This window comes from Pacificibacter sp. (assembly GCF_039769035.1).
In the GTDB taxonomy this organism is placed as follows: domain Bacteria; phylum Pseudomonadota; class Alphaproteobacteria; order Rhodobacterales; family Rhodobacteraceae; genus Celeribacter.
Map to the genome: position 1 here is coordinate 12,981 of NZ_JBDMZG010000007.1, position 24,633 is coordinate 37,613.

Consider the following 24,633-nt stretch of genomic DNA (forward strand, 5'->3'; position numbering starts at 1 on the left):
AAACCGTGCATTTTTAGCAGGTTTTGTGGCGAAATTCCGCTTTATAGGAAGGCAGTTTCCTCAAATGAGCGTAATTTGCGACTGTGAATCCGTTCAATCGGCATTTCTCGCAACGTCTCCATCGCGCGAATACCGATCAACAAATGCCGCGCAACTTGGCTTTTATAGAAGTCAGACGCCATGCCCGGCAGCTTTAATTCGCCGTGCAGAGGCTTGTCTGAGACACACAAAAGCGTCCCGTAAGGCACCCGAAACCGGAACCCGTTTGCCGCGATTGTGGCGCTTTCCATATCAAGCCCAATGGCGCGCGACTGTGACAAACGTTGTACGGGACCGGATTGATCCCGCAGTTCCCAGTTGCGATTGTCGATCGTCGCGACCGTGCCCGTGCGCATGATCCGTTTAAGCTCATAGCCTTCAAGCTGTGTGACTTGGGCAACGGCGGTTTCGAGCGATGTTTGAATTTCAGCCAGCGCAGGAATCGGTACCCAAACGGGCAAGTCTGCGTCCAAGACATGATCTTCGCGCAGATAAGCATGCGCCAAAACAAAGTCCCCCAAACGCTGAGAATTGCGCAGCCCCGCACAATGCCCGACCATAACCCACGCATGTGGACGCAGCACCGCAATGTGGTCCGTGGCGGTCTTAGCATTCGATGGCCCCACGCCGATATTGACCAAAGTCACACCAGAGCCATCAGCGCGTTTCAAGTGATAGGTCGGCATTTGCGGCATCTTGTTCACGGGATCAATCGGCGTCTCGGCGTCCGTGATTTCGACGTTCCCAGTGCTCACAAAACTTGTGTAGCCGCTCGAAGGATCCGCCAGTTGTTCACGCGCATAGGCTTCGAATTCGGCGACATAGAATTGGTAGTTTGTGAACAGCACGTGATTTTGGAAATGATCCGCATCGGTGGCAGTATAATGCGCCAATCGCGCCAACGAATAATCGACGCGCTGCGCCGTAAAGGGGGCAAGTGGTTCTGACCCGTCTTCATAGGTCATCGCAATGCCATTCACGATATTGTCGTGTGTCGTCGCCAAGTCCGGCACGTCAAAAACGTCGCGCAGCGGATAGTCCATCACGCCTTCTTGCGGCACAGTCACACTGTCATCGCTGGCCACGGCAAAGTGCACGGGCAGCGGCGTGCTTGAAGGGCCGATTTCCACTTTGATATCGTGGTTTTCAATCAACTGCTGGATCTGAAAGGTCAGGTAATTGCGAAACAAATCAGGGCGGGTCACAGTGGTCGAATACACACCGGGTTTTGACACGTGCCCAAACGACAAACGACTGTCCGTTGCAGCATGCGACCGCACAGTGATACGAATTTCGGGGTAGAACGCCCGATACCGAGATTTGGGTTTGCTGCCGCCTGCGACCAATGAAAAATGCTCGGTCAAAAACTGCGTCGCTTCGGTGTAAAGTTCTTCAAGCCTTTGCACAGCCGCCGCAGCATCGGAAAACAACTCTGGCGCCTGTGCTGGCGGTGTTTCAATTTCTAGCCCTGTATCAGACATCACCACTGCAACTCCGTTTCAATATTAGATTCATCAAATTGGTCTTGTATCTTGACCTTTGCTTTCGCAATTGTCACCAACTCATCGGGCGACGCAAGCCCAGCGCGTATTGTTATCCTTTTAAATGGACGCCCCATCATGTCAGGTCATCTTTTTTCTTACGGACACGGATATTCCGCTGCGGCACTTGCTGATTTGCTCAGACCTTTGGGCTGGGACATGACGGGCACCACGCGCAACGCAGAAAAAGCGGACGCCTTGCGCCAATTGGGGATGACCGCGCGCGTCACGCCGCAAGACAGCTTGTCAGCTGACTTGGCCACAGCGACGCATTTGTTGGTATCTGCAGCCCCAAACGAAACGGGCGATCCGTTTTTGCACGCACATTTGCCAGATTTGGAAGCGGCTCAAAATCTGGAGTGGGTCGGCTATTTGTCGACGACGGGCGTCTATGGCGACCACGGTGGCGGTTGGGTTGATGAAACATCGCCACTCACGCCAGCCACAGCGCGCGGCAAGGCCCGCGTTGCAGCCGAAGCCCAATGGCGTGACGTTGCAGAAAAATTGGGGCTTAACCTGAAGATATTCCGACTGGCGGGCATTTACGGTCCAGGTCGCGGCCCATTCGCCAAGGTCCGCAATGGCACTGCGCGTCGCATCATCAAAGCAAACCAAGTCTTTTCGCGCATTCATGTCGAAGACATCGCGCGGGTGCTTTTGGCCTCGATCAACCAGCCGCAATCAAGCCAAATCTTTAACGTGTGCGACAACGCTGCGGCCCCACCCGAGGATGTGATCGCCTATGCAGCCGAATTGCTTGGGATGCCGCTGCCGCCAGAGCAAGACTTCGAGACCGCGCAAATGACACCCATGGCGCGCAGCTTTTATGCCGAAAGCAAAAAGGTTGCGAATGACCGGATTAAGTCAGAATTGAACGTCGAATTGGCCTACCCCGATTACAAATCGGGGCTAAAAGCCCTTTTGGCCGCTGAAAGCTAAATCAGGCGCGGTGCGCTGCGATTGTTTCGACACCTAAAACATGAAGAACTTTGGCTTCGATGTCAGCGGCGTTCAGACCTGCTGTGGCGTACATATCTTCAGGGCTGGACTGATCAATAAACGTGTCAGGCAGCACCATCGATCTGAACTTAAGGCCCGTATCAAAAACGCCTTCGTTCGCAAGGAAATCGGCAACATGTGACCCGAACCCGCCGATGGCACCTTCTTCAATGGTGATCAAGGCTTCGTGGTTCGCCGCCAGTTCGCGAATGAGATCATGGTCCAAAGGCTTGGCAAAACGCGCATCTGCGATGGTCGGCTTGATGCCCTTTTGCGCCAGACTTTCACAAGCCGTTTTAACCGCATCAAGGCGCGTCCCAAAGGACAAGATCGCAACACGTGCACCGTTTTGAACAATGCGCCCTTTGCCAATTTCAAGGGGCGTGCCGCGTTCAGGAAGCTCCACGCCAACGCCTTCGCCGCGTGGGTATCTAAAGGCAATCGGGCCTTCATCATGCGCTGCCGCTGTGGCAACCATATGCATCAGCTCCGCCTCATCAGCCGCGGCCATGACCACAAACCCTGGCAAGTTTGCCAAAAAGGCTGTGTCAAAAGACCCCGCATGCGTTGCGCCATCCGCGCCGACCAAACCGGCGCGATCAATGGCAAAACGAACCGGCAAGCGCTGGATCGCAACATCGTGCACCACTTGGTCATAGCCGCGCTGCAAGAAGGTTGAATACATCGCGCAAAACGGCTTCATCCCGCCTGCAGCCAGACCAGCAGAAAATGTCACGCCGTGTTGTTCGGCAATGCCAACATCAAAGCAGCGTGATCCGTAGCGTTCTGCAAAGAGATTAAGTCCCGTGCCGTCTGGCATCGCAGCTGTCACAGCACAAATTTTGTCGTCTGCGGCGGCCTCAGCCAGCAAGGCTTTGGCAAAAACAGAAGTGTAAGACGGTGCGTTTGGGGTGGCTTTTTGCTGTTTGCCCGTCAGGACATCAAACTTCCCAGTCGCGTGCCCTTTGTCGATAGCGCGTTCCGCAGGCGCGTAGCCTTTGCCCTTTTTCGTGATCGCGTGGATCAAAACGGGGCCAGTGGCGCGGGTTTTAACCGTGCGCAAAACAGACAGCAATTGATCCATGTCGTGGCCATCAATCGGGCCAACATAGGAAAAGCCGAGCTCTTCGAACATCGTGCCGCCAACAGTCATACCCTTGAGCATTTCTTTGGCCCGCTTCGCGCCCTCTTGGAACGGCGGCGGCAACAAAGACACCGCACCTTTTGCCGCGGCTTTGAGTTCTTGGAACGGCTCACCCGCGTAAAGGCGCGACAAATAGCTGGACAGCGCGCCAACTGGTTCCGCAATCGACATCTCATTGTCGTTCAAAATCACAAACAGACGCTTGCCCAAATGACCCGCGTTGTTCATCGCCTCAAAGGCCATGCCCGCAGACATCGATCCATCGCCGATGACAGCAATGCCATCACCCAACGCAGGATCAGGCGCACCGCCAAGATCGCGCGCGACAGAAAAGCCAAGCGCGGCTGAAATCGAGGTGGAACTGTGCGCAGCTCCAAAGGGGTCGTAAGGGCTTTCAGAGCGTTTGGTGAACCCAGACAAGCCGTCCTTTTGGCGCAAGGTGCGAATACGATCACGACGGCCCGTTAGAATTTTATGCGGGTAGCATTGGTGCGACACATCCCAGATCAAACGATCTTTAGGGGTGTCAAACACCGCGTGCAGCGCCACGGTCAACTCAACAACGCCAAGCCCCGCGCCCAAGTGCCCGCCCGTCTCAGACACAGCCGAAATGGTTTCAGCGCGCAACTCACCTGCCAAGCGTTTCAGCTCCGTGTCGGACAAGACTTTGAGATCCGCAGGGGTCGAAATGCGATCAAGCGTTGGCGTGTCAGGAAGATCGGACATGGCGCGTTATCTTTCTTAGGTTTCGCGGGAAATAACGAAACGTGCGATATCACGCAAGGTTTCTGCTCGATTTCCGTAAGGGCTTATTGCCTCACATGCCTCATTCACCAAGTCTTCGGCACGCTTTTGCGCGGCCTCTAAACCCAGCAAAGACACGAAAGTCGCCTTGCCCGCATCGCGATCTTTGCCCACCGCTTTGCCGGTTTTGTCAGCATCGCCAATCACGTCCAAAACGTCATCGTGAATTTGAAATGCAAGGCCCAGCGCGCGGGCATATTGCGTCAAAGGCAGCGGGTCAGCTTTGCCCAAAACAGCACCAGCCGCCGCAGACCATTCAATTAGCGCGCCAGTTTTGTTGGCTTGAAGCTCTGTGATTTCATTCAAATCAAGTGGGGTTTCAGCCGTTTCGGCCGCAATGTCTTGCGCTTGACCCAACACCATTCCACGGGCACCAGAGGCGCGCGCCAAGGAGCTGATCAAATCAATTCTAATCTGGCTTGAAGGTGCAGCCTCAACCCGTGACAACAGCTCGAACGACAAGGTTTGAAGCGCGTCGCCAACAAGCACCGCCGTGGCTTCATCCCATTTCTTGTGAACCGTAGGCTGGCCACGCCGCAAATCGTCGTCGTCCATGCATGGCAGGTCATCATGCACCAAACTGTAGGCATGCATCGCTTCAATCGCCGCTGCGGACCATACAGATTGCTTGGGATCAATGCCGTGCAGCGCCGCACTTTCGACAACAAGCAAAGCACGCAGACGTTTGCCACCGTTCAATGCATAGCGCATGCCCAATTCAACGGGCGACTGCCCTTGCGACGACAAAACACCATCGAAACAAGTTTGTACCAGCGTGCGACACCGGTCGATTTCAGTTTGCATTAGAGGCCTTCAACAGGTTGCGCGCCAGCAGGTTTCCCATCTGAACCAACAGATATTTTTTCAACTTTTTCAGTCGCTTCTTTGAGCTTGGCTTCGCAATGCGCCTTCAGCTCAGCACCGCGTTGATACAAATTAATGCTGTCTTCCAATGGCACTTCGCCACGTTCAAGCTTTGCAACAACTTGATCAAGCTCAGCCATCGCAGCCTCAAAGCTCATTTCAGATACAGTCGTTTGCGTCATGTCGACATCTCCAGAAAGGTTGATCACCGTATATAGGTGATCCTTACCTGTTGGCCAGTTCCGTATCGGCCTTCAAGCTATAGTTTTTTACTCAGGGCTCAGCATATAGCCAGCGCCGCGTACCGTCTGCAAAAACCGCGGTTGGCGGGGGTCAGCTTCAAACTTGCGTCTCAGGCGTGTGATTTGCACATCGACAGCGCGCTCTTGGGCTTGTCCGCCATCACGCCCCAAACGCGACACCAATTCACCACGAGACACAGACACGCTTGGCGTGGCCGAAAAAATGCGCATGAGCTGTGCTTCGGTCTGTGTGAGGCGCACGATCTGATCGCCCTCCCACAACTCGCCGCGCTCGATATCATAGCGGAACCGCCCCAAGTGCAGGTATTTGGGCAGCGCTGCGACCTCTTCCACCTGTGGAACACGGCGCAAAATTGCATTGATCCGCAGCAACAATTCTTTGGGCTCAAAAGGCTTCGCCAAATAGTCATCTGCCCCCGCCTCAAGGCCAGAAATCCGGTCGTCGGTTTCACCTTTGGCGGTCAGCAACAAAATGGGCGTGCTCAAGGTTTGACGCAAACTGCGCGTGAATGTGACGCCATCTTCGTCTGGCATCATCACGTCCATCACGATCAAATCGAACTCAAGACCCGCCAGCAACCTGCGCGCATGCGCGGCATCCCGTGCTGCCGTGACGCAAAACCCGCTTCGAATCAAAAACTTCTGCAGAAGCTGGCGAATACGTTCATCGTCATCAACAATGAGAAGGTGTATGTCGCTCACAAATTCTGCTCCTCTAAAGCATTAAAATAGGCCTGCTGGTCAGCATCCATCATTGCTTCTAACACTTCTTTAAAGCCTGCAACAGCGTCAGGTCCAGCTTTGCTAAACGCGCTGCGCATACGAACCCGCTGTGCCTCAGACAATTCCGCCTCAAGTACCTTGCCTTTGGGCGTCAAATACAGGTGCCGTTCACGCTTGTCTTTCAGACCCACGCGACTTTCCACCAGCTCATCTTCGATTAAGGCACGCAACACCCGATTAAGCGACTGCTTGGTCACGCCAAGCACACCAAGCAAAGCGTTCACGGTCGTGCCGGGCGCGCGATTGATAAAGTGCACCGCGCGATGATGCGCCCGCCCGTAGCCATGCTTTTCCAAAATACGGTCAGGGTCAGCCGTGAAGCCGCGGTAGGCAAAAAACATCGCTTCAATGCCCTTGCGCAGCTGTTCATCTGTCAAAAACAAAAGGCTTTCGCCGCGACGTGTGCTCGTGCCTTCAGCCATGATGATCCCATTCACAATTTATGTAATCTCAATGCATTTTAAGTCAGCCACATTGACATTCCAAGCGTCAATTGTTAGCGCATTTCAGGTTTTGCGTACGATAATGTCATAGGCACGCTGTCCATGCGCAACATTTGCAAATTGTTCAACGATAGGGAATAGAAAATGGCCGGTTCATTCGAAGATCGCGACGGTAAAATTTGGATGGATGGCGCTCTTGTCGATTGGCGCGATGCACAGGTCCACATCCTCACACACGCAATGCACTACGCCTCTTCCGTGTTTGAAGGCGAGCGCTGCTACAACGGCAAAATTTTCAAATCAGTTGAGCACTCCGAACGCCTGATCAAATCTGGCGAACTTCTGGACATGCCTATCCCATACACTGTCGAAGAAATCGAAGCCGCGAAATACGCCGTGCTCGAAGCCAACGGCTGGACCGATGCCTACATTCGCGTCGTCGCGTGGCGCGGCGCAGGCGAAGATATGGGTGTTGCGTCCAACAAAAACCCCGTGCGCATGGCCGTCGCTGCTTGGGAATGGGGCGCCTACTACGGTGACGCCAAAATGCAGGGCGCGAAATTGGATATCGCAAAATGGAAACGCCCATCCCCTGAGACCATTCCAACAGCTGCCAAAGCCGCTGGCCTGTACATGATTTGCACCATGTCAAAACACGCAGCCGAAGCCAAAGGCTGCTCTGACGCATTGTTCATGGACTACCGCGGTTATGTGGCCGAAGCGACTGGCGCAAACATCTTTTTCGTCAAAAACGGCGAAGTGCACACGCCAATTCCAGACGCAATCTTGAACGGCATCACCCGCCAAACCATCATTCAAATGCTGAAAGACAAAGGCATCACCGTGCATGAGCGCGTGATCATGCCAGAAGAACTCGACGGCTTTGAACAGTGCTGGCTGACCGGTACCGCCGCCGAAGTAACGCCAGTTGGTCAGATCGGTGATTTCACATTTGAAGTGGGCGAATTGACCCGCGACATCGCTGAATCATACGAACAGCTCGTGCGTCGCTAAATATTAAGAAAAGCGAAAGTGTCTCCTGCTAGGTCTCATACGTGAGACAGAGCGGAGAGACACAATGGCACGCGAAGATACCATTATCGTTGGTTCGGTTGTCGGCCTGATTGTGCTGCCTGCCGTGATTGCCTTGGCAGCCTATTACATTACCAAAAACCCGCATTTTCGGCCCCTTGGCATCACCACTGAAAAGTTGATCAATGCCGACTTGGAAAGCCAATCCGGCACCGTAATTGCCGAGGTCACAATCGGTGCAGGTGCGTCCCCTCAATCTTCACAGCGCGACTATTCCGAGGCGTTGAAAACAACGTTTGACCGCCTCGGCACCGATTTGCGCGTCGATTTTTTGTCAAAGCCAAACAGTTCTGACATCACGGTGACGTATATTGTTGGGGCAAGCCGCATTGGGCCTTACCCAATTGCAAACGCTGCAGCAGGTGTCAAAGCGGCCGTGCGCGCTCAGCGCATGGCACAGTCGCACAACGCCAGCGACGCAGACAATTAGGCTGCGCGGCCGTTCACGATAAACGCGCCATAGCCCAATGTGCCGCCTCTGCGACTGTTTCATCCGCATCCGTCAGCAGCGGTGACACAGATTCACGCAACGCCACGTCTCCAGAATTTCCGATTGCATACAACACGTTACGCACAAATCGATTGCGCCCAATCCGCTTTATGGGCGAACCGGAAAATCGACTGCGAAAGGCCGCATCGTCCAAGGCTGCGAGTTCTGCCAACGGTGGCGACACCAAATCAGCCCGCGCATGATACCGAATGTCCGCCGCTTCCACCGCGAATTTATTCCACGGACAAGCGGCAAGACAGTCGTCACAGCCATAGATGCGATTCCCCAAAAGAGGGCGCAATGCGACATCAACAGGGCCGTGGTGCTCAATCGTCAGATACGAAATGCACTTGCGCGCGTCGATCTGATAGGGCGCGGGGAAAGCATCCGTGGGACATGCCGTCAAACAGGACGTGCAGGACCCGCAGTGATCCACTTCGGCCGCATCAGGTTCAAAATCAAGCGTCGTAAAGATCGCCCCCAAAAAGAACCAACTGCCCAAATTGCGACCCACAAGATTGGTGTGCTTGCCCTGCCACCCCAGTCCTGCCTTGGCCCCCAAAGGCTTTTCCATCACCGGCGCAGTGTCCACAAAGACCTTGATCTCCGTGTCAGAGCCGGCCTGTTCAATCATCCAACGCCCAACCCGTTTCAGGCGCTTTTTAACGATGTCATGATAATCACGATTGCGCGCATAGACCGAAATCGCACCAGTTTCGGTGCGCGCCACGGCCTCCATCGGGTCGTCGTCCGGCGTATAGCTTTCGGCCAACATGATCACGGATTTCGCCTCAGGCCATAACGCAGTTGGATCACCACGCCACGCCATGCGCTCCGCCATCCACGACATTTGCCCGTGGCGTTCCATGTCGACAAACTGCTGCAAGCGCGCCATCGCGTCCGGAAGATCAGGACGGGCAAACCCAACCTGAGAAAACCCTTCGGACAGGGCGTGCTCGCGCAGTATTTCTTTGCTCAATCCGGCCAACTGATGGCCCCCTTTTCGGGTTTGTCGCGCTTAAAAATCCAGATCGGAATAATGTGCCGCAGGGATAAACCCAGAGACATTATCGGCCAGAAGCGACCGAAATGCTGGGCGCGATTTGATTTTGGCGTACCAGTCTTTGACAACGGCCGACCTATTCCAATCCACATCCGAAATATAATCAAGCGATGACAAATGGGCCGCCGCCGCAAAGTCTGCCAAGGTCATCACATCGCCAGCCAACCAACGGCGTCGGTCCAACAGCCACGTCATGTAATCGAGGTGGTATTTGATCGCCTTAGCGCCCGCTTTCACATTCTTGGAATCAGGATACCCCGTTTTCGTCAGCTTGCGGTTCACCCGTTCGTACAACAGATTCGATGTTACTTCGTGGTGAAATTTGTCGTCGAACCATGACACCAAACGACGAACTTCAAACCGCCCTTCTGGATCGCGCGGCATCAAAGACGGGGTCGGGTATTTTTCTTCGATGTATTCGCAAATCGCAGCACTTTCGGACAAAATCATGTCGTCGATGCGCAAAATGGGCACTTTGCCAGCAGGGTTGCGGCGCAAAAAGTCCGGATCACGTTCCCAGTAGCGTTCTTCAACGAGCTCAACCTCAAGTTTCTTTTCCGCAAGGCTCAAACGGACTTTGCGGCAGAACGGGGACAGGGGGACATGGAAAAGTCGGATCATATTTCACTACTCTTTAATTTTGGTTCTAAGTGCCGCGAAAGCACCGCCAGTTCAATCCTCGAAACAGTCTGAGCGCCCATCCGCTCGAATTGTCGCTGCGCCATCCATAATTTGGGCGGCACGACGGCGCACGAAAGCACTTGGGTTGCCAGCATCACGCAGTTTAGGTGACGGCAAAACAGCGGCCAGTTGCGCGGCTTGCAACGCTGTCAGATCCTCAGGACCAACGCCAAAATAGCGGTAAGCCGCCGCCTCTGCGCCAAACACACCTTCGTCAAATTCGGCAATATTGAGATAAACCTCAACAATTCTGCGCTTGCTCCACGTCAGTTCAACAACGGGTGTCACCAATGCTTCCAGCGCCTTGCGTGGCCACGAATGGCCATGCCACAGAAACGTGTTCTTAACCACCTGCTGTGAAATGGTGGAGGCACCGCGTCCAGCCCCTTCGTTGATCGCGGCCTTGATCGCCACCAGATCAAACCCCCAATGTTCGCAAAAATTCGCATCCTCAGCGGCCACCACGGATCGCGCCAAAACCGGAGCCACATCTTCGAGCGCCACCCATTGGTAATCAACGCCACCGGTCTTGCGGCCTTCGGCAATCATATAGGGCGTCGTGAAGACGGGAACGACGGAATAGGCCAAAATCCAAGCCACGCTGAGGGCAACCACAGCCAACAAGACCTTAAAAAAACGCCGACGCTGGCGCGCAAAGAAACTTTCCTGAGGCACCTCAGCAGTCGCCTTTGGCATAGCCGCTGGTTTTGTGGTTTTTTTCGCCTTGGACGGGGTGCGCTTGGTGGCTTTGGATTTGGTGGGTGCTTTGGCCATACTGCAGTGATTCATGGTCTGACGGGTCAGGTCAAGACGTCGCGCAAAAAACGAGCCGGTTTAGACATAGAAAAAGCCCCCAATTTCTTGGAGGCTTTTGGAGTTCAGGGGTCTTTGAGGCTTATTCCGCTGGAATAGCGCCTTTTTCCAAAGACAGAGGTGCTTTGATGTGGACCAGCATTTCTTTCGGGCAGACTTGCAAGAAGTTCGCTTTTTCTGCCTCCCAGTTGGAAAGAATCTCTGCGCCTTTCACAGACCCTGTCTCGCGCACGTGGCGCTCGATCAGTGACTTGAGCTCGTTTTCCCAATGATCAACTGTGACAGGGCACGTCACCAGTGTTTCGTGGTTCATAAGCTGGAACGCGGAGCCTTCTGGGTCGTAGAGGTACGCCATGCCACCGGTCATACCGGCACCGAAGTTTGCGCCGATTGAGCCGAGGATCACCGCGATACCACCGGTCATGTATTCACACCCGCTGGAGCCACAGCCTTCAATCACGACTTTCGCGCCAGAGTTACGCACTGCGAAACGTTCGCCTGCGCGGCCTGCTGCGAAGAGGTAGCCATCTGTCGCACCGTACAAGACAGTGTTGCCGATGATGGTGTTCTCGGACGCTTTCAGCGGTGAATGCATCGGAGGACGCACCACAACAGTACCGCCAGACAGACCCTTACCAACATAGTCGTTGGCATCGCCGGACACTTCGATCTTCAAACCAGGGGCTGCGAAGGCACCCAAAGATTGACCCGCGGAGCCTGTGAGTTTCACAGTCAGGTGGTCATCTTGCAGGTCGTTGCGCATCCCAAAGTTTTGCACGATGTGGCTCGATGTGCGCGTGCCAATGGTGCGGTGCGTGTTCTGCACAGCGTATGACAGTTGCATTTTCTCGCCGTCTTTCAAGAAGCGTGCAGCGTCGGAAACGATCTGCGCGTCCAGAGTGTCAGGCACAGCATTGCGTGGCTTAGAGCGATCGTAAACGATGCGTTCTGCGCCATCGACAGTGATCAAAAGCGGGTTGAGATCAAGGTCGTCCAAGTGTGCGGAGCCACGTGACACCTGCGTCAAAAGATCAGCACGGCCAATGATTTCGTCCAAAGAACGCGCGCCGATAGACGCGAGGATTTCACGCACTTCTTGCGCATAGAAGGTGATCAAGTTGACCACTTTATCCGCATTGCCTGTGAACTTTTCGCGTAGATCTTCGTCTTGCGTACACACGCCAACAGGGCATGTGTTGGACTGACATTGACGGACCATGATACAGCCCATCGCGATCAAAGCAGCAGTACCGATACCGTATTCTTCGGCACCGAGCATCGCAGCCATCACAATGTCACGACCTGTACGCAGACCACCATCGGTACGCAAAGTCACACGTTCGCGCAGGTTGTTCATAGACAGAACCTGATGCGCTTCAGTGAGACCCATTTCCCATGGCAGACCCGCGAATTTGATCGAGGTTGCAGGGGACGCACCTGTGCCGCCGTTGTGGCCAGAGATCAAAATGATATCCGCTTTCGCTTTGGCAACACCCGCAGCAATCGTACCCACACCGGAAGAAGCCACGAGCTTAACAGTGACTTTACAACGCGGGTTGATCTGCTTGAGATCGTAGATCAACTGCGCGAGGTCTTCGATGGAATAGATATCGTGGTGCGGCGGTGGCGAAATCAATGTCACGCCTTTGGTTGAGTGACGCAGCTTGGCGATCAGGTCTGTAACCTTCATGCCGGGCAGCTGGCCGCCTTCACCTGGTTTCGCGCCCTGCGCCACTTTGATCTCAAGCTCTTCACAAGCCAAAAGATACTCAGCGGTCACACCAAACCGGCCAGATGCGACCTGCTTGATTTTCGCAGAAGCGTTATCGCCGTTTGGTTCTGGCGTAAAGTCATCAGGGCTTTCGCCGCCTTCACCAGAGTCAGATTTCGCACCAATGCGGTTCATCGCGATGGACAGCGTGCGGTGTGATTCAGGAGACAAAGCCCCCAAAGACATGCCCGGTGTCACAAAGCGTTTGCGGATCGCTGTGATGGATTCAACTTCTTCGATTGGCACAGCTTTGCCCAAAGATTTGACGTCCAAAAGATCGCGCAAGTGAATGGGCGGGTTGGACTGCATCTTGGCTGAATACTGTTTCCACATCTCGTAAGACGCGCGATCACAGGCCGATTGCAACATGTGCATCGACTGCGCTTCCCACGCGTGGGTTTCGCCAGATTTACGTGCTTTGTAGAAGCCACCGATTGGCAAAGTATTGCCGCCAAGGAAGCCTTGCGCGTGCACTTCGACAAGTTTCTTTTGAATGCCGCCGACACCGATACCGGAGATGCGTGACTGCATGCCTGGGAAGAATTCGGCACACATCGCGCGCGACAGACCCACAGCTTCAAAGTTGAGACCACCACGGTAAGACGAGATCACAGAGATACCCATCTTGGCCATGATTTTCAGCAAGCCAGCATCCACAGCAGAGCGATAACGCGCAACAGCTTCTGTCAGCGTACAGTTCAACAGGCCGCGTTCAATACGGTCTGCAAGTGAATCTTCAGCCAAGTATGCGTTTACGATGGTCGCACCACAGCCGATCAAAACGGCAAAGTAGTGTGGGTCAATACACTCAGCAGAGCGCACACCCAAAGAACAGAACGTCCGCAAACCTTTGCGTGTCAGCCAGCTGTGAACAGCGGATGTCGCCAAAATCATTGGCATCGCAACGCGGTCAGGGCCTTGGCCTTGGTCGGTCAAAACGATGTGACCACCACCGGAACGCACAGCCTCTTCAGCTTCTGCACGCACACGATCAAGGTTTTCACGCAATGCTGTATCGCCACCATCCACAGGGAAGGTACAGTCGATTTCAGTCATCGGTGAATTGAAGCTTTCTTTCAAAGCTTCAAATTGCGCATTGCCAACAAAGGGGCTGTCGAGCACCAAAATCGCTGTTTGCGAGCTGCTTTCGTCCAACACATTTTTCAAGTTACCAAAACGCGTTTTCAACGACATCACGCGGTATTCGCGCAAGGAATCGATGGGCGGGTTTGTCACCTGAGAGAAGTTCTGACGGAAGAAGTGGCTGAGCGGACGGTACTTTTTAGACAAAACAGCCGATGGTGTATCATCGCCCATTGAGGCCAAAGTTTCTTTGCCATCTTCCGCCATAGGCGCAAGAATTTGCTCAAGCTCTTCGATTGAATAGCCCGCTGCAATCTGGCGCTGCTTCAGTTCAGCGCCAGAGAAGATTGCGTTTTCTTCGATGCCAGAAAGCGTGTCTTCAAGATCATTGATCTTGCCAACCCATTCGCCAAACGGCTGCGCCGCAGACAGGCGATCTTTCATTTCAGTGTCGTGGTACAGTTTGCCGTCTTTCATATCGACAGCCAACATTTGACCCGGACCAAGCGCGCCTTTTTCAACGACTGTCGCTTCATCTGTCGGCACCATGCCCACTTCAGAACCCGCAATCACAAGACCGTCGCCAGTGACGACATAACGCATAGGGCGCAAGCCGTTGCGGTCAAGACCCGCACACACCCAACGACCATCGGTCATCGCCAAAGCAGCAGGACCATCCCATGGCTCCATGACAGAGTTCACATAGGAATACATGTCACGCCAAGATTGTGGCAGTTCAACCGCTTGTTGCGACCATGCTTCTGGAACAAGCATTGTTTTCGCCATAGGCGCAGAGCGCCCAGCGCGAACCAAAACCTCAAACACAGCATCCAAAGCCGCAGAGTCAGATGCGCCTTGTGGGATGATCGGTTTGATGTCTTCAGATGTGTCACCAAATGTACCAGACGCCATCCGAATCTCGTGGGACTTCATCCAGTTCATGTTGCCTTTAAAGGTGTTGATTTCACCGTTGTGGGCCAACATGCGGAATGGCTGTGCAAGCCACCACTGTGGGAAGGTGTTGGTGGAGTAGCGCTGGTGGTAAATCGCAAATGCAGATTCAAAACGCTCGTCCATCAAGTCAGGGTAGAATTCGGCAACCTGCTCGGCCAGCATCATACCTTTGTAGATGATAGACCGGCATGACAGCGAACAAATGTACAAAGACTGCGCGCCGGCAGCCAAAGCGGCTTTTTCGATGCGGCGGCGGATCACATAGAGTTCACGCTCGAATGTTTCTTCGTCCACGCCTTTGGAGTTTGAGATCAAGATTTGCTCGATCTCAGGGCGTGTCGCGTTGGCTTTTTCACCCAAGCACTCAACACTTACTGGCACATGGCGCCAGCCGTAGATGTAGTAGCCCATGCGCAAAACTTCGGATTCGATGATTGTGCGGCATGTTTCTTGTGCACCGAAATCTGTGCGCGGCAAGAACACTTGGCCTACAGCAATCATTTCGTCGTGGCGTGGGTTGTGGCCCGTGCGCTTCACCTGATCATAGAAAAACGGAACAGGGATTTGCACGTGGATGCCGGCGCCGTCGCCAGTTTTGCCATCCGCATCAACAGCACCACGGTGCCAGATCGCTTTCAGCGCAGCGATGCCGTTTTCGACAACTTTGCGGGATTTATTGCCATCCACAGAAACAACAAGACCAACCCCACAAGAGGAGTGCTCATCTTCTTCGCGGAAGAGAGAGTTTTGTGCCATCCATTCGCGTTTTGCTTCTTCGCGCGCGGCCCAGCTTTCATCATATTTTGTCATATCGGAACCCTTTCAAATGAGTGGCCCTTGGACCTATAGGTCAGAGCTATCGCTCATTTAGATTTCGGAGTGGATCGCGGGGGTGGCACATGGCCTGACGCGGTTCTGACATCAAGCGTCGAAGACCGGCGCTGTGTAGACTGCTGTATTCCCCTGCGATCCGTTAAGATTTACTCGGCTGCAACGCTTGCGGCGGCGTTCACCTGTTCGACGATCGCGTCAGCCGCTTCACGGCCATCACGGATTGCCCAAACAACCAAAGACGCACCACGCTGAATATCGCCGCAGGCATAGACGCCCGGAAGCTTTGTTTCATGCGTTTTGAAATCAGCCAAAACAGTGCCCCAACGTGTGACTTCCAAGCCGTCTGCGTTCCAAAGTTTTGGAAGCTCTTCAGGCTCAAAGCCAAGCGCCTTGATCACAAGATCCGCTTCCTCAACGTAGTCAGCACCTTCGATCACTTCAGGGGACTGACGGCCAGAGGCATCAGGCGCACCCAAGCGCATCTTTTGCACCATAACGCCGGTGACAGGATCGCCAGCAAAGCCTTTAGGGGCTGCAAGCCAAACAAATTCCACACCTTCTTCTTCGGCGTTTTGTGTTTCGCGCTGTGAGCCAGGCATGTTGGCACGGTCACGACGGTAGAGACATTTAACAGATGTGGCACCTTGACGGATCGCTGTGCGCACACAGTCCATCGCCGTATCACCACCACCGATGACAACGACTTTTTTGCCAGTCGCGTTCAGCTCACCACTGTCAAATTCCGCAACCGTGTCACCGAAAGAGACTTTGTTAGAAGCTGTCAGGTAGTCCAGCGCAGCAACGATACCATCAGAACCAGCACCCGGACCTTGCAGATCGCGAGACTTGTAAACACCTGTGGCAATCAAAACGGCGTCATGTTTTTCACGCAAGGCGTCAAAGGTAATATCTTCGCCAACATTGCAATTCAAAACGAACTCAACACCTGAGTCTTTAAGTTGATCGATACGGCGCATGACCACATCTTTTTCAAGTTTAAAGCTTGGGATGCCGTAGGTCAGCAAACCGCCAGCGCGATCGGAGCGTTCATATACGGTGACCTGCAAGCCAGCGCGACGCAGACGATCGGCAGCAGCGACGCCACCCGGGCCAGAGCCGATGATACCAACAGATTCAGTACGCTCGGTATGCGGCTTGATGGTTTCAACCCAACCATTTTCCCAAGCGGTGTCTGTTATGTATTTTTCAACAGCACCAATGGTCACTGTGCCGTGACCAGACTGTTCGATCACACAGTTGCCTTCACACAGACGATCCTGCGGGCAAATGCGACCACAGATTTCTGGGAATGCGTTTGTGGCTTGTGAAACCTCATAGGCTTCCTTCAAACGCCCGCTGGCAGTCAAGCGCAGCCAGTCAGGGATGTTGTTATGAAGGGGGCAATGGGACTGACAATAAGGAACGCCACACTGTGAGCAGCGTGACGCTTGCTCTTCGGCTTTGTCCGCGATGAAATCACCGTAGATTTCCAAAAAGTCGCCCTTACGGTCGCCTGCGTCACGTTTTTCGGGCATATCCCGAGCAACGTTCACAAATTTGAGCATAGGCTCTTTCGCCATGACACAATATCTCCGTGGGTTTGAGTATGATTTGATAGGTGTTTACAAAGAACCCCGCAAAAAGAAAAGTCATAAGTACTGTCCTATATGTGAAAACATTGCCGAAAAGTGTCCAATTTGGCGTTTTTCACACAAATTAAAGGTCATAACTGCTGACTATTAATCCGTCTTCTTATTGAGAATAAAAGGGTTTATCAATTCTGTGAAAATTCCATCTGGATGTGCACATGAGTCTGTTTTACTTGCTTCTCGTCGCCTTAATACAAGGCCTTACCGAATTTTTACCCGTGTCATCGTCCGGACACCTGATTCTATTGCCATATTTCACGGGAATCTCGGATCAAGGGCAAGCAATCGACGTCGCCGTTCACGTCGGCACCTTGGGCGCCGTCATCGCGTATTTCTGGAAAGACATCAAAGTCGGCCTGCTTGGCACCCCTAGAATGCTCACCGGTAAAATCGACACGCCCGGATCAAAGCTGGCGTTTCTTTTGCTCATCGCGACCATTCCAGTCATCATCTTGGGCCTTTTCCTAAGCGTCTCTGGCCTGTCTGATGCCTTGCGCTCCATCCGCGTCATCGGCTGGACGATGCTTGTGTTTGGCTTGGTGCTCTACTGGTTCGACCAAAAAGGCCCCACGCATAAAACCTCAGACGACTGGTCCATGAAAGACGCCGTCATTTTAGGGCTTTGGCAGGCTGTCGCATTAATCCCCGGCACATCCCGCTCAGGCATCACCATCACGGGCGCGCGGGCGCTGGGGTACTCGCGCGCAGATGGCGCGAAGATTGCCATGCTGATGTCCATCCCAACAATCTTGGCCTCTGGCATCTTGCTGGGCGCAGAAGTCGCCGGCGATGCAAACTGGGAACTGATGAAATACGCAGGCATCGGCGCGATTTTTGCGTTCGTCTCTGCCCTTGGTGCGCTCACGCTTATGATGCGCCTTTTGCGCTCCGCCAGCTTTACACCCTACGTGATTTACCGCGTCATTCTTGGCGCCGTCCTGTTGATCATTTCCTACAGCGCATAAACAAAAAAGGGCGCGCCTGAGATCTCAGTGCGCGCCCATTTCTTTTGACCTATAGACCCTTATGCGTTGGGCAGGTTTTTCGCGCTGTCGCGGATAGAAGCATATTGACCAGAATCGCGGTAAACCCACAGATACTCTGGCAAAATCGCATCCATTGCTGTCGGCGTAATGCCCAAATCCGCAAAGCCTTTCGCGTCCGACCCAACGATCGTGTCATTCGCCAAGGACTTGACTTGATCGCGTGTCAGAATGCTGTTGTGGAACAAGCCTAGCGTCATTGCCTGCGCAAGACCAAATCCGCGGGCCATCAAGTCACCCGCAAAACTCGGCAAGTTCACAACAAGACGACGGCGCTGAATGAGACCAAGCATCTTGTTAACCAAACCTTTGAGCGTCTCCACTTCAGGACCACCCAATTCGTAAACGCCAGCAGGCACATCACCGACCACAGCTTTCGCAGCGGCCTGCGCCACATCATCGACATAAACGGGCTGGAACTTTGACTCGCCACCAACGATTGGCAACACAGGGCCAAATTTCGTCATCTCGGCAAAGCGGTTGAAGAAATCATCTTCCACACCAAAGATCACCGATGGGCGCAAAATCACTGCACTTGGGAAAGACGCCAAAATCGCCTCTTCGCCCTGCGCTTTGGTTTGTGCGTATTCACTTTCAGACGCCAAATCAGCCCCAATGGCTGACAGGTGAACCAAGGTGTCCACACCCTGCTCTGCTGCGATGCGTGCAATGCGCGCAGCACCTTCGGACTGAACCGCCGCAAAGGAATTTTTGCCTTTTTCCGTCAAGACGCCAACACAGTTCACAACCGCATCAGCCCCCTGCATCGCAGCAAGCACAGACGCGTCATCGCGAATGTTGCACAGGACAGGTTCAACCTGACCAACCGCGCCATAAGGTTTTACATGTAGGGATTCGTTCGGGCGGCGCACAGCCACACGCACGCGCCATCCCTCTTTCGCCATACGACGTGCGATATACCGACCCACAAAGCCAGCGCCGCCATAGATGGTGACCAATTTCGTCATCTGCATCTCCAATGCCATTGTCTAAGTTTTTCTTAGCTTTTCACGACCAAATGAACAAGACGCTATAAACGCATTCCAAAACTATCGAATCTACGTTGACAGCCCCTTTCGTCCTGTTTACATCGCGGGTCTACGACACCTGCCCAGGTGGCGGAATTGGTAGACGCGCTAGCTTCAGGTGCTAGTATTGGCAACGATGTGGAGGTTCGAGTCCTCTCCTGGGCACCAAATACCCCCTACATTATTGATCAAGCCCCTTAAAAATTGGGCTCTGTGTGTCGCTCACCCGCGCGCCTCAGCACGCCCCTGCGCACAAGCTGGCGCCGCCAAATGTTGGCATGAGTTCAAAGTATTTGGACCTTCGCGATAGAACCATCAAACAAATCCGTGCGGCAATCTCGTCAATACCCCCTGACAACCTTGCCCGCCCCCCGACAAATGCTTATGTCATTGTGCAAACACTGGTGTGCATTAAGGGGCGACTGTGGCTAATTTTCTGTACCAAAACGATCTGCCCGATGATCTTGATCTTGGCTCTATGGTGGCCATCGATTGCGAAACCATGGGTCTCAATCCGCATAGGGATCGGTTGTGCTTGGTGCAGCTTTCTAGCGGTGACGGAAACGCGCATTTGGTGCAAATCGCACGTGGTCAAACCGAGGCCCCCAATCTTTGCAAGCTTCTGGCAGACCCTGATGTGTTGAAACTGTTCCACTATGGGCGCTTTGACATCGCGGCGATGTACCACGCCTTTGGCACCGTGGCTCAGCCCGTTTATTGCACCAAAATCGCGTCAAAACTCGTGCGGACTTACACGGACAGGCATGGATTGAAAAATCTGCTGGTTCAGTTGTTGAAAGTCGACATCTCAAAATACCAACAAATGAGCGACTGGGGCGCGCGTGACCTCAGCAAAGCGCAACTCGATTATGCGGCCTCGGATGTGCTGTATCTGCACAAATTGCGTGACCGATTGAATGAAATGTTGGTGCGCGAAGATCGGATGGAGATCGCCCAGTCTTGTTTTGATTTCTTGCCGACACGTGCCATTTTGGATCTCAACGGTTGGCCTGACGTCGACATTTTTTCACACTAGTTACACCCATACGGTCGCCAGAGCCCGCGAAAGACAATAACTATGACACAATCCCAAACGTTCCTAAGTATCGGACAGCGCGTTATCCGCCGAGAAGCCGATGCGCTCGTGACCTTGGCCGACACGCTCGGAAGCAATTTCGTCGAAGCAACGTCTTTGATCTTAGAGGCCAAGGGCCGCACGATTGTCACCGGCATGGGAAAATCAGGCCACATCGCGCGCAAGATCGCCGCGACACTGGCATCGACAGGAACGCCCGCGCATTTTGTGCACCCTGCAGAAGCCAGTCACGGCGATTTGGGCATGATTGGTAAAGACGACGTCGTTTTGATCTTGTCCAACTCAGGTGAAACGCCGGAATTGGCAGATATGATTGCCTTTACACGCCGTTTTCAAATTCCAATGATCGGCGTTGCGTCCAACCCTGACAGCTCGCTGATGCGCGCCTGCGATGTGGCGCTGATTTTGCCGAAAGCCGAAGAGGCATGCGATCAAGGCATCGTTCCGACAACATCAACCACAATGACGCTGGCACTCGGCGATGCAATCGCAATTGCGCTGATGGATCACCGCAGCTTTACCGCAGACAACTTTCGCATGTTGCATCCAGGCGGGAAACTCGGTGCACGCCTGACGAAAGCGAGCGACCTGATGAACACGGACATGCCGTTGGTTCACGCAGACACATCCATGCGCGAGACACTGGATGTCATTTCCGCAAAAGGCTTTGGCGTGGCGGGCGTTCTGGGCGCAGATGGTCAGCTCACAGGCATCATCACCGACGGCGACTTGCGGCGTAATATCGACGGGCTTTTGACAAAGACTGCTGGCGATGTCATGACCGTTGACCCAATGACCATTGCGGCCGATGCCCTTGCCGAAAAGGCGTTGGCACGCATGGATGAACGGTCGATCACCTGCCTGTTTGTGCGAAATTCCGCCGAAGATGGCCGACCTTGTGGCGTTTTAAAGATTCAAGACTGCCTTCGCGCTGGCATCGTGTAAGACGGCCATATGGCACGCTTTGACAATCCCCATTCTCGCATCGTTGCGCAGGCAAAAGTTATTTTGCCGCTCGCCAGCCTTGCGCTTTTGGCGACGCTGTTTTTGTTTGCCCGAAAGACGGACACCACAACGGAAATTCCCTATGCGCAGGTCGAGCTCGAATCCTTAGCGCGCGAGCAACGCCTTGATGGCCCGACATTTGCCACGGTGACAAACGACGGTGCAGAGCTTGAGATTTCGGCTGAAACTGTGCGGCCCGATTTGTTTAGCAAAGACGTGGTGAATTCGCGACAGTTTCGCGCGAACCTCAAACTGCCGGATGACAGCGCCATTTCAATGCTTGCCAATGATGCCATCATTGATGGGCCAAGTCATATCGCGGAATTGTCGGGGGGTGTTCATGTGGAAACCACCACGGGATACATGTTTGAGACAGACAGAATTGCGGCAAAATTGAACTTTTCAAAAATTGAAAGCCCCGGCACAGTGACGGGCACCGCCCCAGCGGGTGACCTTTCCGCAGGATCCATGGAAATTGCACAGGACCCTGAGACGGGCGACTACCTTCTTGTTTTCAAAAACCGCGTTAAACTGATATACCAACCATAGACAATTTCTGAGGGTCAAAGTGCAGCACATCAAATCTATTTCGATCACGGCCTGTTTCGCCATCGCGCTTGCGCTTTCTGGTGTGAGCGCCTCAGCGCAGGGCACTCAAATTGCTTTTGGCGGCCTGAAACACGACAGCTCGCTGCCTGTTGAAATCACCTCAGACCAGCTCAATGTGGATCAAGCCACGGGCAAAGCCACGTTCAGCGGCGACGTGTTGATTGGGCAAGGCGCCATGCGCTTGTCCGCGCAAACCGTAGACGTTTTGTACGGCAAAGACTCTAGCGAAATTTCGCAACTTATCGCATCCGGCGGTGTCACCTTTGCCAATGGCAGTGAGGCGATCGAGGCCGCGAACGCCGTCTACGACATTGGTTCCGCGTCTATCACATTGACAGGCAACGTTATTTTGACCCAAGGGCAAAACGCATTATCCGGCGAACGCATGGTGGTCGATTTGACCACAGGCACGGGCCAAATCGACGGACGCGTCAAAACGATCCTTCAACCTGGATCGCAATAATGTCTGACACACCGGAACTGGGTCTTCGCGTTCGAAATCTGCGCAAAGGGTATCGCAAACGCATTGTGATCCGAGACGTGTCTCTCGATCTCAATCGCGGAGAAGTCGTGGCGCTGCTCGGACCCAATGGTTCAGGCAAAACCACCTGCTTTTACTCGATCGCTGGCTTGGTCACGCCTGAGGCGGGCGAAGTGATTGTGGACGGGCGCAACATCGCATCTCTGCCCATGTACCGACGCGCCAAGCTTGGCATTGGCTACCTTCCGCAAGAGGCGTCAATCTTTCGCGGCCTGTGTGTTGAAGACAATATCACCGCAATTCTGGAAATTGCCGAGAGTGATCCGTTGATTCGGCGTGAACGCTTGGAAGAGTTGTTGAACGAATTTTCGATCTCTCACCTGCGCCGCGCGCCCTCTGTGGCGCTGTCTGGCGGCGAACGACGTCGCGTCGAAATCGCGCGCTGTCTCGCAGCAAATCCTTACTATGTCTTGCTGGATGAGCCCTTTGCTGGGGTTGATCCTATTGCCGTAGGAGAGATTCGCGGTCTTGTTTCGGACCTTAAAAACCGTGGCATCGGTGTGCTGATCACAGACCATAACGTACAGGAAACATTGGGAATTATTGATCGTGCTTACATTTTGCACGACGGCCAAGTTTTGATGTCCGGCACCACACGCGAGATCGTCGAAGACGAAACTGTCCGTCGCGTTTACTTGGGCGAAAACTTTCGTTTTTGATAACTCTCTTCACAGCTTGTGGTTGACAATACCCCCTGTTGTGGAGCCAAATACCTGTGATGCATAACCGTCGTTTCAAAGATTGTGGTTCAGCTGAATTCGGCTTTCACCACACTGACGTCGCCCCAAACGAAAGATTGGGACACATGAAACTGATGTGCATCCAACACCCGCAATCCACACAATCCAAAAGAGTGATGACACTGCGCGCCTGTGCAGTGCATGGCTCTAAATAAACAAAAGGAGATATTATGCGGTACCAAATTAGCGGCAAACAGATCGATATTGGTGAGGCTCTCCAAACCCATGTCAAAACTGAGCTGGGCGTCGTCATCGAAAAATATGCGGAGCGCCCCACCAGCGCGACCGTGATTTTTTCGAAAAGCGGAGCAGAATTTAACTGCGAAACCGTCGTACATCTGTCGACGGGCCTCACGGCGCAAGCCAACGCTCATACGCACGATATTTACACCGCGTTCGACCTTTGCGCCGAGAAAATGGAAAAACAGCTGCGCCGCTATAAGCGCCGCCTGAAGGACCATCACTCCCATCGCGCCGAACCGGTTGAACTTGTGGGCGCTTCGTCGTATATCCTCGCGGCAACAGACCATGCAGAGGATCAAGAACCTGATTCTTTGCAGCCAATGATTATTGCAGAAATGGAATCTCAAATTCCGACATTGTCGGTGGGTGAGGCTGTTATGCAAATGGAACTTGCTGGTGCACCTGTCGTGGTGTTTCACAAAGAGGGAAAGACCGGAGTGAATGTCGTCTATCGCCGCCCTGATGGGAATTTCGGCTGGATCGACCCTAATAACGCGAATTGAGGATCTTGGCCCGCCTCGTGCAACGGCCGAGGCGGGTAAAATAAACACATGGAACTTTCTGAGCTATTGCACCCTGAAGCCGTAAAGGTTTTGGGGAAATTGACTAGCAAAAAGCGTCTTTTCCAAGATCTTGGAGAAGTCGCTGCCGAATGCTATGGAATCGACTTAGGTGCTGCAATCGATGGCCTGCAAGAACGCGAAGCCCTTGGACCAACTGGCGTTGGACATGGCGTTGCCTTGCCACATGCACGCATTGATGGCCTGGACCGCGTTGTCGGGGTCTTTTTGCGTATCGATACCGCACTAGACTTTGGCGCTGCGGACAGGCAGCCTGTTGATCTTGTATTTGCGCTGTTTGCGCCTGCGGAATCTGGCGTTGACCACCTCAAGGCGCTCGCCTTGGTGTCTCGGACAATGCGCAATCCTGATACATGCACCAAGCTGCGGTCAAACGCCGACGCGTCAACTTTGCACGCGATTTTGACCTCTGCACCCTCTATCAAGGCCGCCTAACA

23 protein-coding genes and 1 tRNA gene are annotated in these 24,633 nt (G+C 53.7%); 12 read left to right on the plus strand and 12 right to left on the minus strand.

Annotated features, from left to right (window positions below):
- Positions 1–41: 41 nt before the first annotated feature.
- Positions 42–1,520 carry an AMP nucleosidase gene (locus ABF287_RS00415; protein WP_347183049.1) on the minus strand — a complete coding sequence of 493 codons (1,479 nt, stop codon included), beginning with the start codon at positions 1,518–1,520 and terminating at the stop codon, positions 42–44.
- 138 nt (positions 1,521–1,658) lie between these two features.
- On the opposite strand from ABF287_RS00415, the gene ABF287_RS00420 reads away from it, so the two are divergent.
- Positions 1,659–2,519 carry an SDR family oxidoreductase gene (locus ABF287_RS00420; protein WP_347183050.1) on the plus strand — a complete coding sequence of 287 codons (861 nt, stop codon included), beginning with the start codon at positions 1,659–1,661 and terminating at the stop codon, positions 2,517–2,519.
- Position 2,520: 1 nt separating this feature from the next.
- Here ABF287_RS00420 and dxs read toward each other — a convergent pair whose 3' ends face one another.
- From dxs to ABF287_RS00445, 5 genes are all read right to left on the minus strand, one after another.
- Positions 2,521–4,449: a 1-deoxy-D-xylulose-5-phosphate synthase gene (gene dxs / locus ABF287_RS00425; protein ID WP_347183051.1), complete on the minus strand. Its 1,929-nt coding sequence runs from the start codon at positions 4,447–4,449 to the stop codon at positions 2,521–2,523.
- Between the two features lie 15 nt (positions 4,450–4,464).
- Positions 4,465–5,331: a polyprenyl synthetase family protein gene (locus tag ABF287_RS00430; protein ID WP_347183052.1), complete on the minus strand. Its 867-nt coding sequence runs from the start codon at positions 5,329–5,331 to the stop codon at positions 4,465–4,467.
- The gene (locus ABF287_RS00435; RefSeq protein WP_347183053.1) at positions 5,331–5,573 is read right to left on the minus strand and encodes an exodeoxyribonuclease VII small subunit; all 243 of its coding nucleotides are present in this window, start codon (positions 5,571–5,573) and stop codon (positions 5,331–5,333) included. Before ABF287_RS00435 ends, ABF287_RS00430 begins: the two co-directional genes overlap by 1 nt.
- An 87-nt stretch (positions 5,574–5,660) precedes the next feature.
- Positions 5,661–6,356 (minus strand): response regulator transcription factor, encoded by a 696-nt coding sequence (locus ABF287_RS00440; protein WP_347183054.1) that lies wholly within the window; start codon positions 6,354–6,356, stop codon positions 5,661–5,663.
- Positions 6,353–6,859, minus strand: a complete 507-nt coding sequence (locus ABF287_RS00445) for a MarR family transcriptional regulator (protein ID WP_347183055.1) — start codon at positions 6,857–6,859, stop codon at positions 6,353–6,355. Before ABF287_RS00445 ends, ABF287_RS00440 begins: the two co-directional genes overlap by 4 nt.
- Before the next feature lie 165 nt (positions 6,860–7,024).
- Between ABF287_RS00445 and ABF287_RS00450 the strand changes: the two genes are divergently transcribed.
- Positions 7,025–7,894: a branched-chain amino acid aminotransferase gene (locus ABF287_RS00450; RefSeq protein ID WP_347183056.1), complete on the plus strand. Its 870-nt coding sequence runs from the start codon at positions 7,025–7,027 to the stop codon at positions 7,892–7,894.
- 64 nt (positions 7,895–7,958) lie between these two features.
- A complete protein-coding gene (locus ABF287_RS00455) occupies positions 7,959–8,402 on the plus strand; it encodes a hypothetical protein (protein ID WP_347183057.1) in 444 nt (147 codons plus the stop codon).
- A 13-nt stretch (positions 8,403–8,415) separates the two neighbouring features.
- On the opposite strand, the gene queG is transcribed toward ABF287_RS00455, so the two are convergent.
- From queG to ABF287_RS00480, 5 genes are all read right to left on the minus strand, one after another.
- Complete coding sequence (queG, locus tag ABF287_RS00460) at positions 8,416–9,450, minus strand: tRNA epoxyqueuosine(34) reductase QueG (RefSeq protein ID WP_347183058.1); 1,035 nt, start codon at positions 9,448–9,450, stop codon at positions 8,416–8,418.
- A gap of 30 nt (positions 9,451–9,480) precedes the next feature.
- Positions 9,481–10,146 carry a glutathione S-transferase family protein gene (locus ABF287_RS00465; RefSeq protein WP_347183059.1) on the minus strand — a complete coding sequence of 222 codons (666 nt, stop codon included), beginning with the start codon at positions 10,144–10,146 and terminating at the stop codon, positions 9,481–9,483.
- A 51-nt stretch (positions 10,147–10,197) separates the two neighbouring features.
- Positions 10,198–10,980 carry a monofunctional biosynthetic peptidoglycan transglycosylase gene (gene mtgA / locus ABF287_RS00470; RefSeq protein WP_347183060.1) on the minus strand — a complete coding sequence of 261 codons (783 nt, stop codon included), beginning with the start codon at positions 10,978–10,980 and terminating at the stop codon, positions 10,198–10,200.
- A 121-nt stretch (positions 10,981–11,101) separates the two neighbouring features.
- Positions 11,102–15,637, minus strand: a complete 4,536-nt coding sequence (gene gltB / locus ABF287_RS00475; protein WP_347183061.1) for a glutamate synthase large subunit — start codon at positions 15,635–15,637, stop codon at positions 11,102–11,104.
- A gap of 170 nt (positions 15,638–15,807) precedes the next feature.
- Positions 15,808–17,241 carry an NAD(P)-dependent oxidoreductase gene (locus ABF287_RS00480; RefSeq protein WP_347183062.1) on the minus strand — a complete coding sequence of 478 codons (1,434 nt, stop codon included), beginning with the start codon at positions 17,239–17,241 and terminating at the stop codon, positions 15,808–15,810.
- 227 nt (positions 17,242–17,468) lie between these two features.
- Here ABF287_RS00480 and ABF287_RS00485 point away from each other — a divergent pair, with 227 nt between their 5' ends.
- Positions 17,469–18,275 carry an undecaprenyl-diphosphate phosphatase gene (locus tag ABF287_RS00485; protein ID WP_347183063.1) on the plus strand — a complete coding sequence of 269 codons (807 nt, stop codon included), beginning with the start codon at positions 17,469–17,471 and terminating at the stop codon, positions 18,273–18,275.
- A gap of 59 nt (positions 18,276–18,334) precedes the next feature.
- Here ABF287_RS00485 and ABF287_RS00490 read toward each other — a convergent pair whose 3' ends face one another.
- Positions 18,335–19,321: a complex I NDUFA9 subunit family protein gene (locus ABF287_RS00490; RefSeq protein WP_347183064.1), complete on the minus strand. Its 987-nt coding sequence runs from the start codon at positions 19,319–19,321 to the stop codon at positions 18,335–18,337.
- Positions 19,322–19,462: 141 nt separating this feature from the next.
- On the opposite strand from ABF287_RS00490, the gene ABF287_RS00495 reads away from it, so the two are divergent.
- The 8 genes from ABF287_RS00495 (at position 19,463) to ABF287_RS00530 (ending at position 24,631) form a co-directional block, all read left to right on the plus strand.
- Positions 19,463–19,549: transfer RNA gene (locus tag ABF287_RS00495), tRNA-Leu, on the plus strand.
- A gap of 256 nt (positions 19,550–19,805) precedes the next feature.
- On the plus strand, positions 19,806–20,417 hold the full coding sequence (locus tag ABF287_RS00500) for a ribonuclease H-like domain-containing protein (RefSeq protein WP_347183065.1): 612 nt from the start codon (positions 19,806–19,808) through the stop codon (positions 20,415–20,417).
- A gap of 42 nt (positions 20,418–20,459) precedes the next feature.
- Entirely contained in the window at positions 20,460–21,422 is a 963-nt protein-coding gene (locus tag ABF287_RS00505) for a KpsF/GutQ family sugar-phosphate isomerase (RefSeq protein WP_347183066.1), read from the plus strand.
- A 9-nt stretch (positions 21,423–21,431) separates the two neighbouring features.
- Complete coding sequence (locus tag ABF287_RS00510; protein WP_347183067.1) at positions 21,432–22,031, plus strand: hypothetical protein; 600 nt, start codon at positions 21,432–21,434, stop codon at positions 22,029–22,031.
- Positions 22,032–22,059: 28 nt separating this feature from the next.
- A complete protein-coding gene (gene lptA / locus ABF287_RS00515; RefSeq protein ID WP_347183084.1) occupies positions 22,060–22,554 on the plus strand; it encodes a lipopolysaccharide transport periplasmic protein LptA in 495 nt (164 codons plus the stop codon).
- Positions 22,554–23,291: an LPS export ABC transporter ATP-binding protein gene (gene lptB / locus ABF287_RS00520; protein ID WP_347183068.1), complete on the plus strand. Its 738-nt coding sequence runs from the start codon at positions 22,554–22,556 to the stop codon at positions 23,289–23,291. Before lptA ends, lptB begins: the two co-directional genes overlap by 1 nt.
- Positions 23,292–23,542: 251 nt before the next feature.
- Positions 23,543–24,118, plus strand: coding sequence for a ribosome-associated translation inhibitor RaiA (gene raiA, locus ABF287_RS00525; protein ID WP_347183069.1), 576 nt, complete (start codon positions 23,543–23,545; stop codon positions 24,116–24,118).
- Positions 24,119–24,166: 48 nt separating this feature from the next.
- Complete coding sequence (locus ABF287_RS00530) at positions 24,167–24,631, plus strand: PTS sugar transporter subunit IIA (protein WP_347183070.1); 465 nt, start codon at positions 24,167–24,169, stop codon at positions 24,629–24,631.
- Positions 24,632–24,633: the final 2 nt, after the last annotated feature.

Excerpts from the sequence above, each read along its gene's own strand:
- ABF287_RS00505 (WP_347183066.1), top strand. The coding sequence starts at position 20,460 with ATGACACAATCCCAAACGTTCCTAAGTATCGGACAGCGCGTTATCCGC.
- ABF287_RS00415 (WP_347183049.1), bottom strand. The coding sequence starts at position 1,520 with ATGTCTGATACAGGGCTAGAAATTGAAACACCGCCAGCACAGGCGCCA.
- ABF287_RS00485 (WP_347183063.1), top strand. The coding sequence starts at position 17,469 with ATGAGTCTGTTTTACTTGCTTCTCGTCGCCTTAATACAAGGCCTTACC.
- ABF287_RS00510 (WP_347183067.1), top strand. The coding sequence starts at position 21,432 with ATGGCACGCTTTGACAATCCCCATTCTCGCATCGTTGCGCAGGCAAAA.
- ABF287_RS00490 (WP_347183064.1), bottom strand. The coding sequence starts at position 19,321 with ATGACGAAATTGGTCACCATCTATGGCGGCGCTGGCTTTGTGGGTCGG.
- ABF287_RS00480 (WP_347183062.1), bottom strand. The coding sequence starts at position 17,241 with ATGGCGAAAGAGCCTATGCTCAAATTTGTGAACGTTGCTCGGGATATG.
- gltB (WP_347183061.1), bottom strand. The coding sequence starts at position 15,637 with ATGACAAAATATGATGAAAGCTGGGCCGCGCGCGAAGAAGCAAAACGC.
- ABF287_RS00445 (WP_347183055.1), bottom strand. The coding sequence starts at position 6,859 with ATGGCTGAAGGCACGAGCACACGTCGCGGCGAAAGCCTTTTGTTTTTG.
- ABF287_RS00450 (WP_347183056.1), top strand. The coding sequence starts at position 7,025 with ATGGCCGGTTCATTCGAAGATCGCGACGGTAAAATTTGGATGGATGGC.
- raiA (WP_347183069.1), top strand. The coding sequence starts at position 23,543 with ATGCGGTACCAAATTAGCGGCAAACAGATCGATATTGGTGAGGCTCTC.
- ABF287_RS00435 (WP_347183053.1), bottom strand. The coding sequence starts at position 5,573 with ATGACGCAAACGACTGTATCTGAAATGAGCTTTGAGGCTGCGATGGCT.
- mtgA (WP_347183060.1), bottom strand. The coding sequence starts at position 10,980 with ATGGCCAAAGCACCCACCAAATCCAAAGCCACCAAGCGCACCCCGTCC.
- lptB (WP_347183068.1), top strand. The coding sequence starts at position 22,554 with ATGTCTGACACACCGGAACTGGGTCTTCGCGTTCGAAATCTGCGCAAA.
- ABF287_RS00420 (WP_347183050.1), top strand. The coding sequence starts at position 1,659 with ATGTCAGGTCATCTTTTTTCTTACGGACACGGATATTCCGCTGCGGCA.
- ABF287_RS00430 (WP_347183052.1), bottom strand. The coding sequence starts at position 5,331 with ATGCAAACTGAAATCGACCGGTGTCGCACGCTGGTACAAACTTGTTTC.
- ABF287_RS00465 (WP_347183059.1), bottom strand. The coding sequence starts at position 10,146 with ATGATCCGACTTTTCCATGTCCCCCTGTCCCCGTTCTGCCGCAAAGTC.
- ABF287_RS00455 (WP_347183057.1), top strand. The coding sequence starts at position 7,959 with ATGGCACGCGAAGATACCATTATCGTTGGTTCGGTTGTCGGCCTGATT.
- ABF287_RS00530 (WP_347183070.1), top strand. The coding sequence starts at position 24,167 with ATGGAACTTTCTGAGCTATTGCACCCTGAAGCCGTAAAGGTTTTGGGG.
- dxs (WP_347183051.1), bottom strand. The coding sequence starts at position 4,449 with ATGTCCGATCTTCCTGACACGCCAACGCTTGATCGCATTTCGACCCCT.